Below are 12,414 nucleotides of genomic sequence, written 5' to 3' on the forward strand. Positions count from 1 at the left end.
ATGGAACAAAGAATAGAGATTATAAACAACTGGAATCTTCAAAAAGTTTTCAATCAATTGGAAAACGGAAATATGAAAATTCCAAGATTTCAAAGAGGTTACGTTTGGGAAAGAAGTAAGATTGTACAACTCTTAAATAGCATTCAAAGCCAATATCCCATTGGTTCTTTCTTTATTTGGGAAGCAAGTAAAGATTATAAAAAATTTTGTAGAGAAATTAAAGAGCTAAATCTTCCAGAGAATCCTGAATCTAATTATTTCAGTTTTATTTTAGATGGTCAACAACGTATTACTTCTTTATATGTTGCTTTAAGAGGAAAGACGATTAACGATACGGACTATTCAACTATTTGTTATAATCTTGAAAAAAAGATATTTCACATACCCAGATTAAAAAATGAGAATCATAATATCCCTGCATGGAAACTCTTCAATACACAGGAATATGGTAAAGTATTAACACAATATGTTCTTTTTGACAATGAAAAAGGAACTAGTTTGCATGAAAACTGGTCTAATTGTCAACAAATTTTTTCAGATTACCCTATAAGTATCATAAAGACTTTAAAGATGGAATTGGATGAAGTTGTAACAATTTTCGAAAGAATCAATCAAGGAGGAAAAAGGTTGTCTTTGTTTGATCTAGTGCATGCAAGCGCTTGGTCTCCGTCTTTTGACCTACGTGAAAAAATTATAAAATTCAATGAGGAACCAAATGTAAAAGCTTTTGGAGGTGTTGAAAATGAAGTTTTTATTCAATCACTATCATTAAACGCTTTCGGAGATTGTAAAAACAAAAATCAGTTACATTTAACGGCTGAAATTTGTGATGAATATTGGGATAAGACTACAGAATGTATAAGATTGAGTCTTGATTTTATAAAAATCTTCGGTGTACGTTTTATTAGTTATTTACCTTATAATTCCTTTCTACCTATATTACAATATTATTATTTTAAATCTAAAAAGAAAAGTATTGATCCAGAGCATTTTAATTTTATAGAAAACTGGTTTTGGACAGCAACTTTCTCGGCTCGTTTTTCGAGTTCGAGTTTAACCAAAATGAAGGATGATGCAGATTGGATTGCTAATCTTTCACGTAATATTCTTGAAGAAAATGTTTTTGGAGTTTCTCTTACTTTAAAAGAGTTAGCGAAAGTAAATATGCAGACAAAGTCTGTTATTAAAAATGGTGTTATTTGCTTGATGGCACTTGAAAACCCTAAAGACTTTGATAATAGTACACCTGTAATGCTCGATAAAACTAATATTGCAAAATCTAATGGAAAAGAAAATCATCATTTTTTCCCTTATTCTTTAAAAGATAAATTTGGAACTACAGTAACAGGAATAAATTCATTACTTAATTTTGCACTCATTTCAGGAAGATTAAATAAAGAAATATCAAATAAATTACCTTCACTATACATAGCTAATTATGTTATTAAAAATCAAAAGATAGACTTGGATTTAGAAAGCCATTTCATTTCTAATGAAGCTTTGGAAGCTGTTAAGAATAATGACTTTAATGCTTTTATTACAGAAAGAGCAAAAACAATTTTACCTAAAATTATAGAAAAAGTAAAAGTTGGCGAATATTCTGATCCTAAAGATGAGATTGTCGAAGCAAACATTGAATAGTATTAAAAATCACAAAAAAACATTTCAAATTTAATGAGTAATATTACCAAAAACATAAAAAGCATACGCGACATCATGCGTAAAGACACGGGAGTAGATGGAGATGCACAACGAATCTCTCAAATGGTATGGATGCTTTTTATGAAAATATTTGCCGACAAAGAAGAAGAATGGTCAATAACTATAGACAACTATGTTTCTCCAATTCCAGAGAATTTAAAATGGCAAAATTGGGCAGCTGATGATGAAGGATTAACTGGTACTCTTTTAATGGAATTTATAGACAATGAGTTATTTCCTGTTCTTAAAGAATTAGATATAACCATAAGTCCACAAGCGCATATTATACGTTCGGTGTTTGATGACACCTACAATTATATGAAAAACGGAACACTTTTCCGTCAGGTCATTAATGTGATCAATCAAATTGATTTTAACAGTACAACAGAGCGTCATTTGTTCAATGATATTTACGAAACGATTTTAAAAGAATTGCAATCTGCGGGTTCTTCGGGAGAATATTATACACCTAGAGCGGTTACTCAATTTATGGTCGATATGGTTAACCCACAATTGGGTGAAAGTATTTTAGATCCCGCTTGCGGAACAGGTGGATTTTTGACCTGTACTATTGACCATTTGAAAGATCAAATTAACAATCCAAAAGATAGAGACGTTGTGCAAAAATCGATTAGAGGAATAGAAAAAAAACCATTACCGCATTTGTTGTGTACTACTAACTTGATGCTTCACGGTTTTGACTTGCCTGTGGTACGAAGAGATAATTTATTGAGCAAACCCTATGCGGATTGGGGAACAAATGATAAACTCGATATTATTTTAACCAATCCTCCTTTTGGTGGTGTGGAAGAAGACGGAACCGAAACCAACTTTCCTGCTAAGTTTAGAACCAAAGAAACTGCCGATTTATTTTTGGCTTTAATAATAAAACTATTAAAAAACAACGGACGCTGTGCAGTAGTATTGCCCGACGGTACTTTGTTTGGCGAAGGCGTAAAAACCCGAATTAAAGAAGAACTTTTAGAAAAATGCAACCTTCATACGATTGTGCGTTTACCGAATGGCGTTTTTAACCCTTACACAAGTATAAAAACCAATATGCTATTTTTTGACAAAGGAACAGCAACCAAAGATATTTGGTATTATGAGCACCCTTATCCTGAAGGTGTGGTGAGTTACAACAAAACCAAACCTATTCATATTAAAGAATTTGATTTAGAAAAATCGTGGTGGAACAAACGTGAAGAAAACCAATATGCTTGGAAAGTTTCTTTAGCAGAGATTAAAAACCGCAACTACAACTTAGATATAAAAAACCCACACCAAGAAGCCGATACATTAGCCAGCCCAGAAGTACTATTAGAAAAATTTAAAGCGACCGAAAAGAAAATCACGAGTATACAAGATGAAATTGTAAACGTATTAACCCAAGCTTTACAATAAGATGCAACTATTACAACATTTTGAAACCCTTACGCTACATCCTAAAAATGCGCAAGAAATTAAAGGATTGATTTTGCAATTAGCCATACAAGGAAAGTTAACAGCTAATTGGAGAACTGAAAATCCAAATATTGAGCCTGCTTCTGAATTAATAAAAAAAATTAAAAAAGAGAAAAATCAATTAATTAAAGATAAGTTAATTAAAAAAGGAAAGTCAATCCAGAAGATTGGAAAGGATGAAAAATATATAGATATACCTAACAATTGGGAATGGGTAAGAATTATCGAAATCGGTAATATATTTAATGGAGATAGTATCAATAAAACTGTAAAAGCTGCAAAATATGAAGGTCTTGATGAAGGCTATCCATATTTAGGCACTAAAGACATCAATTATGGTTTTGAAGTATTAAATTACGATAATGGGGTTAAAATACCGTTTAATGAATCTAAGTTTAAAATAGCACATAAAAACACAGCATTAATTTGTTCTGAAGGTGGAAGTGCAGGTAAAAAATGCGGTATTACAACAGAAGACATTTGCTTTGGTAATAAATTATACGCTTTAGAACAATATGGTGATATTGAATCATTATATATATTATCAATTTATAAAACACCCATTTTCTTTGAGGTTTTTCAAAGTAAAATGACAGGAATCATTGGAGGGATATCAATAAATAGTTTTACTGAAATTCCAATTCCTCTCCCAACACTTGAAGAACAAAAAGAAATTGTAAGAGTAGTTGAAACCCTTTTTAAAGAAGTAGAACAATTAGAGCAATTAACTAAAGAACGCATTGCATTAAAAGAACAATATGTAGCATCTGCATTGCACCAATTAACATCAAATAATGCTAAAACTGAGTGGGATTATTTGCAACAGCATTTTAAAACTTTTTTTACCGAAAAAAGCACGGTCAAAAAACTACGAGAAACCATTTTGCAATTAGCCGTTCAAGGAAAACTAACTGTCGATTGGCGAAAAAACAATCCTAAAACAGAAAATGCCAAGGAACTTTTAAAATGCATTCAAAAAGAGAAAGCTCAAGTTATAAAAGACAAAAAAATAAAAAAAGAAAGTCCATTACCTGCGATAACCAAAGAGGAGATTCCTTATGAATTGCCTTTGGGTTGGGTTTGGTGTAGGCTTCAAGATTTAGTGAATGTAGGAACGGGTTCAACACCTGCAACATCTAATACTTCCTATTATGGAGGAACAATTCCTTGGTATACAAGTTCTGCAACAAATGATTTATTTGCGAAAGAAGCTGAAAAATTAATTACTGAAAAAGCACTTCTAGAAACAAATTGTAAAGTTTTTCCAAAAGGAACATTGATAATTGCAATGTATGGTCAAGGTAAAACAAGAGGACAAATAAGTGAAATAGTTATTCCTGGAGCGACTAATCAAGCAATTGCTGCAATGGTTTTTTATGATACATCAATTGAATTTAAAGAATATATAAAATATTTCTTCAGAAAAATTTATGAAGAAATAAGGCTTCTTGCAGAAGGAGGAGCGCAACCAAATTTGAATGTTGGCAAAATTAAAAACACTGTTTTACCTCTTCCACCACTAGAAGAACAAAAAGCCATAGTAGAAAAAGTAAATAATTTAATGAGTTTGTGTGATGGTTTAGAACAAGAAATACAACAAAGTCAAGAACTCAACGAGCAGTTAATGAAAAGTGTTTTGCGGGAGGTTTTTGATGTAAAAAAAGGAATTAAAGAATGAGATTAAAACATATTTATATTAGTGAATATAAAAACCTAAAAGAGTTTTCTTTAGATTTTGAAGGGGATGCTTTTTTAGAAGTATTTGTAGGTCAAAATGGTACAGGAAAATCTAATTTTTTTGAAGCTATATTAGAAATATTTAAACATTTATCTGAAATAGATTATCCAATTTCATTTACTTATAAAATATCGTATGAAATTGATACAGTACTGATATTTTTAGAATGGAGAGATGTTATGTGGTTAAATAAAGAAGGACAAGAAATCACTCCTGATAAATCAAAACTTCCAGAGAATATTTTAGTATACTATTCAGGTCATAATAAAACAATTGGTAATCTATTAAAATCTTCAAATCAAAATCATAAAAAGCTTTTAGATAATAATAGAAAAAATCAAAATTTACTAGCTGAAGTTACTAGACGTTTTACAGGGATAGATGAACAATATAAATCTTTATTACTTAGTGTTCTTTTATTACAAGGAGAAACTAACAAAGCTAAAAATTTCATTAAAGAAAAATTAGGAATTTTATCTGTAGATAATGAGATAAGAATAGATTTTAAAAGACCTGAATACGCAAAAGATAGTAGTAAATTTGAGTTTAATGAGTTTGACACATCTATAAACACTAAAAGATTTTGGTCACCAGAAGGATATTTTAAAACTCTACTTAATAAAATTTGGGAAATAAATCCGTTTGATTTTACAGGAACGAGAACAGAAGGTAAAATTAATGAAGATGAATATATTCTGTACAAGTCTTTTAGCAAATTCCAAGAAGCATTTTTAGAATATACACCTTTAGAGTTATTTATTGCATTTGATAATTTGAAAACCATTGGTTATTTAAACGATATAAAAATCAATATTACGTTGACTTCTGGAAAAAAAATCAATATTGACCAATTTAGTGATGGTCAGTTTCAGTCTATTTTTATTTATGCGTTAACTGAACTATTTAAAAATAAAAATTGTATTACACTGTTAGACGAACCTGACTCTTTTTTACATCCAGAATGGCAACATAAATTTTTAAATCAAGTTTATGATATAAGTAGTGAATCTGCTAAAACTAATCACGTTTTAATGAGTAGTCATAGTGCTGTAACATTAGTTGGAGATCAAAAAAAAAAAGTAAATCTTTTCAGGATTCACGATAGCAATTTAAAATGTCATAAAGTAGGAAAGAACTTTGCAGTAAATCAGTTATCAAGTCAGCTTTTTAAAGTGAACTATGAAAAACAAATTTTAAGTATTATGCATACGCATAGTCAAAACAAAGCAATCTTGTTTACAGAGGGTTTTTCAGATCCAATAGTTTTATACGAAGCCTGGAGTAAACTGTATGATGTAGAAATACCTTTTGATATTAGTTTTGGTTTTGGATGTGAATACTTACGAAAAATACTTACAAGTGATAAATTTCAAGCAGAAATGAATGGTAAGCCTATTTTTGGATTATTTGATTTTGATGAAGCATATAATCATTGGAACTCCTTAACAACTGAAGGTGAACTATTAGAACAAGATCCATTTAAAGGAAAATGTAAAAAAATTGAAAACAAAAATAGTTATGCTTTTTTAGTTCCTGTTCCAGAAATTGAAGAAATAATTAATCAAGTTATCGATGATAGAGCTACAAATACTACTTTTAAACATGAATCTAAAGTAGAAATGGAACATTTATTTTATTCTGAAGCTACGTCTGCAAATTTCAATATTAAAAATGGTTCGGGTGGATCAAAAATAATTGAAATAAGTGACTCTGCTAAAATGGTATTTGCTCAGGAAATTATTCCTTTATTAGGAAATGAACACTTTGAAATTTTCAGACCTATGTTTGATATTATATTGTCTAAAATTAATATTAATTGATAAAGAGAACTTTTTCAATAACTTAAACACGAACATTAAAAATTTTAATCAAAATAAATGAACAATCCCGAAAGTGTTAAATTAGAAGTATTTACAATAGCTTTAAAACCTGTAGCTGGTTATGAAAATAATCTTTTTGAAGATTTATTATTAAACATTCCTGGTATAAATTCAGATAACAACCTTTTTAAAAAATTTTATCAATTATTTATAAATCATATTGACTTAGGTTATACAGAAATAAGAGGTAAAGCTTTCACATTAAGTACCGATACTACTCAGTACGGATTTGATTCAACAAATGAAATTATTTGGGGGGTATTAAAAGGTGGTCCAAAAGGGTCTGGCAAGACAAAATCTCCTATTGCTAACAGAGAAGAGGAAGAGGATTTAAATGGAAATGTAATAAATGATAAATATTTTTTCTATTTACATTTTCCATTAAATAGTAATGTAGCTTATATATTCTTTCAAATTTATGGAGGTACAAGTATTAGGGGCGAGTTTATACAGCATATAACTGATTTATTTAAAATTTCAGGAAAATATAATAAACCATTACTTTTTCCAATTTTACCCAATAGTATTAGAGATGAATTTAAAAACAATAGTAAAATAGTTGAGTTGAGCTACATTAATAGTGTACTTGCATCTTCTATGACTACAAATACTGAATTTTCAAATTTATGTGAAAAGTATAAAATTGAAATTAGCATTAAACCTGTAGGAGATAATGCTATTTCTCCTGAAAGAGCATCTCTTTTAAACACAGTTCTGTCCAGTTTATCATTTAATAATTCTCCTTTATCAAATGTCAAAAAAAGAAAAATTTCCTTGCAAAATTTATCTTCTAAAAAAACTTCAACTTTTGAATTGGATACAAATGATGTAATGCCACGAATTTATTTAAATGGCAAAATTCCTTTTGACACAAACGGTACGCCGAATTTCGTAAATTTAAAAACATTTTGTGATGATTTATTAACTGAGTTAATTGAAGGTGAATACACTAAAATAGCTAGACAATGATAAAGAAAGTATGGAATATTTATGTTAATGCTACAAAAAGTATTTGTATCGACGAAAAAAACAAAGTCAATTACCCAGAATTGATTTTTGTTTATCTTATAATATTAACCATAAGTATTTTCCTTGTTTATTATAAAAGCGAAAAATTTATTGAAGATTCAAAAATATTAGCAATGCTTTTATCTTTATTCTCAGGATTGATGTATAGTGTACTACTAAAAATTCCTGATAAATTAAATAAGTTAGAAACTATTGAAAAAAAAGAAGGAGAAAACAATAAAGACTTAAGAATTAGGACTGAAACCAATACACTAAATAATAGAACATTTAATTATCTAAAGAATTTCTCTTTCACATTGTCATATTCAATTATTGTTGCAATTTTTTGTATTTTTTTTGTTATTGCAAGTTCCTTTTTTACCTCATTATTAAATTTTCATTTGTCCTCAGTTGAAATTAATATTGAAAACATTAATTATATTTTAACATTTAAAGTTTGTTTAATCATTTTATATAGATTCTTTTTTGTCTTCTTCATGTTTCAATTTCTATATTTTATTACAAAATCTGTAATTTATTTAACTGATTTTACTTTATTTGAATTTAATAATTTGAAGTAACATATTAAAACTTCAACCTTGGATCTATTTATATAAAATACAAACCAAGTATCAATAATGCAAGAATAGTAAAGCATACAATAAACAATCTAATCATACTAATTTTCATTTTAGCTAATTCATTAACTAAACTGTCTTTATCTACTAGATTTCTGTTCATAATTACTTATTTGAATAGTTTTGGAATAGTCATTTTTCTCAGTTAATATGTCCTGTTTAACCATTAACATAATTGAAATTTAAGAATTTGAATTTAAATACAGATTGATTACTATATTCATACTGCTTTTAAAATACTTTTTTCCTTTCAGTTAAGTACAATTCGGTGTTCAGAATTGTAATATATCGTTTAAAATTTGGTAAATGCGGTGAATAAACAGCTTAATCACCGCATTTTTTGCGGTGATTAATTACTATGTAGCAAATTACATTTTAATATAAACAAAATTGTTTATATTTGTACTATGGATATTTTAATAGAAAAATATAAAGGCATTCACCCAGGGATAATATTGGAACGCTTACTTAACAAAAAAGCGATTTCACAACGCCCTTTTGCCCTTTCTATTGGAGAACATCCACAAACCTTAAACACTATAACAAAAGGCAAAAGAAGGCTTAATACTGCTTTAGCATTGAAAATTGAGGAGAAACTAAACTTAGAAGAAGGCTCTCTTGCTTTACTACAAACGTATTTTGATATTAAAGAAGAAAAGAGCAAAGCAAAACAAAGCACGCCTAATTTAACTCTTTTGAGAAAATCATTATTTTGGGATACTGATATTTCTAAAATAGATTGGCAAAAACAAAGAGAAGCGGTAATTAGACGAATATTTGAACGTGGTAACGATATCGAAAAAGAAGAAATTAAACACTTCTATAAAAGTGCCATAGTTAAAGATACACTTGCAAAAAGTATTCGTAAACCTTATACTATTTACACCAATAAAGAAAACGCATAATGTTATACTACTCTACTGTAAATGATTTATTGAAAAATAGTTTATTACAATTAATGCAATCTGAAATTTTTAATGACTTTAGACTTGTAGGAGGTACAGCATTGAGTTTACAAATAGGTCATAGAGAATCGATTGATATTGATTTGTTTAGCGACGTAGACTACGGAACATTAGATTTTGAAAGCATTGAGAACTATCTAAAAAACAATTTTAAATATGTAGATTATTTAAATACAATTCCAGCAATGGGAAAGTCTTATTTTATTGGAGAAGACAAAGAAAACACCATTAAATTAGACTTGTATTACACTGATAGCTATATTCAGCCTTATATCGAAATAGATGGCGTTAGAATGGCAACTATTGAAGAAATTATTGCCATGAAAATAGATGTTGTCCAACGAGGAGGAAGAAAAAAAGACTTTTGGGATCTACATGATTTGCTTCAATCATACAATATCAGCCAAATGTTAAATTTACATGAGCAAAGATATCCTTATACTCATGACAGAGATTTAATAATTCAAAACTTCACATCCTTTGAACAAGCTGATGAAGATTTTAACCCAATTTGTTTTAAAGGAAAGTATTGGGAGTTTATCAAAGAGGATTTTGAAGAAGTTATTCTAAAATTTAAAAACTTATAATTTCTTTTACTATCCATAATAATAGTTAATCTATTAAATATAGTACATCTTTTGTACACCTTATCACTTATAAACCCTTATCAATAAAGGAACGTTATTTATTGTATCGGGGAAGTAAACAAACAAAGGCTATAAAGTTTATTTATAGCCTTTGTTTTTGAACCAAAATCATTTTTCATACCTATCCAGTAAAATTTTGATGCTACTTTATTCTTAATGATTATGATGATGTGGGTTCTCGCTTGCAGATTCAGTACCTTCTACTACATTGACAGTGAAATCTGCGGTATGAACTTTATCGTTTATTTTAAACTGTACCCACATTCTATACAGACCTGCTTTTTTAACCTGAGTTTCCGCATAGATCGGGAAATCTGGGTCTGACATTGGATGAATATGAAGAAAATCCTTTGTTTCCTTAGCTACCATTACAATATGCGCATTGGCTCCAAGATAGGATTGAATATCTTTCTCTTCAAGTTTCTTCCCGTCTTTCTCCACTGTAAACGTTAAAACCTGTCCTCCACCCGTCTTTAAGTCATTACCATTAGTTAGTGTAACTGTGTAATTATCTACTTTAGAGATGAGTTTTTCCGTGGTTATTTTAGGTACATTCAAAGGAGCTCCTTTTACCTCTACTACCTGCATTTTAACATTACCCGAAGCACCTAGTGGTTTATAATCGGTGAATAGAAGGTATTTGCCTCCACCTGGAAATGTTTCGGAAATGTTATACGTGCCATCCGTTTGTTCCTCTGGGTGAATATGATCAAACCAGGTTAATTCTTCATTCATAACCAATAGATGCATCTTCATTTCGTGTACTACATCCATTGTTACACTTTTACCCTCTTCAGTAATTGCAATGGAAAGTTTTACAGGCGTACCTGCCTGAATTACTTCAGGATTACTCGTTAGCTTGACCTCAAAATTTCTATCTTTCTCAGAAGCTAACGGTTTCAATTCCATTCCACATTTTGAACACTTCTCCCCTTTTTTTCCTGTTACTTCAGGATGCATTGGGCAGGCATATGTACTTTCTTCCTTAGCATGTTGATGTATACTCATATCGGATGGTTTTTGCTTATTTTCTGAATTATTACACGCAGATAACATTGCCATAGATGCTGTTCCTCCGAGTAATAAAATTTTTAATTTATTCATCGTATTTCATTATTGCAAGAGTTCCGCTTTAAAGCCTTTTCTCTTGATGATTGCTACTATTTCGTCCTCTGTAATTCCTTCAGCTTGAACTGTAAGGATTTTGTCGCTATTGTCCGTGTCTACACTCCATTCACCAATACCTTCGGTATTGTCTAAATCAGATTTTACTTTACCTACGCAAGCACTACAGTTAAGGTTTGTTTTGAATTGAATATCTTTCTTTTCCATTTTTATTGTTATTTTTAATGTTATTGTATACTGCAAATTTCCATAGATTCTGCCGAAAATTGTTTATACTATTCCTTGTTTGATTTGTGAGATTTACTGATTACAGATAATGTATATAGCCAATTTCCGATAGATACATACAGTTGTCACAATTATCATATTCGAGAGTTGATGTAGCAGGCTGTTCAAAATTGGCTTTTAAAAATGCATCTGAGAATAAAGCATACGGAGGAAATTTTGCTATATGGTTTTTGAGCATTTTGTGTGCCTCCACTACTGGTGCTCCATACAGTTTTTCAAATCGACCAATTTTATATTGAGTAAAAAGACCATAGTGTACAATAATTTTCAATGATAAAGGAATTTCCATAGCCAACTCCACAGATAGTCTGGAGACTTCTTTTTTGAAGTTGTTATACATCACTACTATTTGAACTATTACATCGTCAAAAGAGGGGATTTGATCATATTTGTAAAACAATACAGCGTCTCCTTCAATCTCGGAAACTTCGAGTGAAAGATTGTTACTTTCTACTATTGATTTTAGGAGGCTTTCAGTAATGTATTTCCCAATAAACATATTGGTATTGATCACAAAATCTGTAAAACCAGATATATCCGGAATCATCAGCATTCCTGCTTTATATTGGATCGTTTGAGTAGAAGACATATCAGTTTCAACTATTTCTTGTTTTGTGTTACAAATTTCAGCATCATTCAGCTGTATTGTATACTCCTATTCCTTATTTTATTTATAACATTTACTGATATATCAAAGAATTGAACAGGTAATCGATCTAACAAACTTTGCGTATAACTAGTAAATATTCTTGATGAATATACCTCCTTTAGAAAATTTATTTAAGTTTTTATTGGATCATTACAGAAACTCAAATTGGTATATTCAAGTATAGTATTGGCTAAAAATTATGCTAATAATTGAAGTTGAAATTGTGTGTATGAATAATATTTATGTATTTTTAGACGACAATTTTTAATTCAAAATCAATAAAACATGAAACTTAAATATACCCTACTGAG

Annotated in this window: 10 protein-coding genes; 7 read left to right on the forward strand and 3 right to left on the reverse strand. The window is 29.5% G+C overall.

Translation table 11 applies throughout. From position 1 onward, the window contains the following. The 7 genes from P6733_RS16760 (at nt 1) to P6733_RS16790 (ending at nt 9,981) form a co-directional block, all read left to right on the forward strand. Nucleotides 1-1,641, forward strand: a complete 1,641-nt coding sequence (locus P6733_RS16760; RefSeq protein ID WP_306354109.1) for a DUF262 domain-containing protein — start codon at nt 1-3, stop codon at nt 1,639-1,641. 33 nt (nt 1,642-1,674) lie between these two features. Then, nucleotides 1,675-3,105 carry an N-6 DNA methylase gene (locus P6733_RS16765; RefSeq protein ID WP_306354110.1) on the forward strand — a complete coding sequence of 477 codons (1,431 nt, stop codon included), beginning with the start codon at nt 1,675-1,677 and terminating at the stop codon, nt 3,103-3,105. A 1-nt stretch (nt 3,106) separates the two neighbouring features. Continuing rightward, nucleotides 3,107-4,843 (forward strand): restriction endonuclease subunit S, encoded by a 1,737-nt coding sequence (locus tag P6733_RS16770; protein ID WP_306354111.1) that lies wholly within the window; start codon nt 3,107-3,109, stop codon nt 4,841-4,843. After that, complete coding sequence (locus P6733_RS16775) at nt 4,840-6,723, forward strand: AAA family ATPase (protein ID WP_306354112.1); 1,884 nt, start codon at nt 4,840-4,842, stop codon at nt 6,721-6,723. The genes P6733_RS16770 and P6733_RS16775 overlap by 4 nt, the downstream gene beginning before the upstream one ends. Before the next feature lie 57 nt (nt 6,724-6,780). Beyond that, entirely contained in the window at nt 6,781-7,752 is a 972-nt protein-coding gene (locus P6733_RS16780) for a hypothetical protein (protein ID WP_306354113.1), read from the forward strand. 1,084 nt (nt 7,753-8,836) lie between these two features. Further along, entirely contained in the window at nt 8,837-9,334 is a 498-nt protein-coding gene (locus tag P6733_RS16785; protein WP_306354114.1) for a helix-turn-helix transcriptional regulator, read from the forward strand. Beyond that, nucleotides 9,334-9,981 carry a nucleotidyl transferase AbiEii/AbiGii toxin family protein gene (locus P6733_RS16790; RefSeq protein ID WP_306354115.1) on the forward strand — a complete coding sequence of 216 codons (648 nt, stop codon included), beginning with the start codon at nt 9,334-9,336 and terminating at the stop codon, nt 9,979-9,981. The genes P6733_RS16785 and P6733_RS16790 overlap by 1 nt, the downstream gene beginning before the upstream one ends. A 213-nt stretch (nt 9,982-10,194) precedes the next feature. Here the strand turns inward: P6733_RS16790 and P6733_RS16795 are convergent, their stop codons facing one another. From P6733_RS16795 to P6733_RS16805, 3 genes are all read right to left on the reverse strand, one after another. Next, nucleotides 10,195-11,145, reverse strand: coding sequence for a heavy metal-binding domain-containing protein (locus P6733_RS16795; RefSeq protein WP_306354116.1), 951 nt, complete (start codon nt 11,143-11,145; stop codon nt 10,195-10,197). A gap of 9 nt (nt 11,146-11,154) precedes the next feature. Further along, a complete protein-coding gene (locus P6733_RS16800) occupies nt 11,155-11,373 on the reverse strand; it encodes a heavy-metal-associated domain-containing protein (protein WP_306354117.1) in 219 nt (72 codons plus the stop codon). Nucleotides 11,374-11,473: 100 nt separating this feature from the next. Continuing rightward, complete coding sequence (locus tag P6733_RS16805; protein ID WP_306354118.1) at nt 11,474-12,043, reverse strand: DUF2652 domain-containing protein; 570 nt, start codon at nt 12,041-12,043, stop codon at nt 11,474-11,476. Nucleotides 12,044-12,414 lie beyond the last annotated feature (371 nt).

The organism is Flavobacterium aerium, assembly GCF_030766725.1.
GTDB lineage: Bacteria > Bacteroidota > Bacteroidia > Flavobacteriales > Flavobacteriaceae > Flavobacterium > Flavobacterium aerium.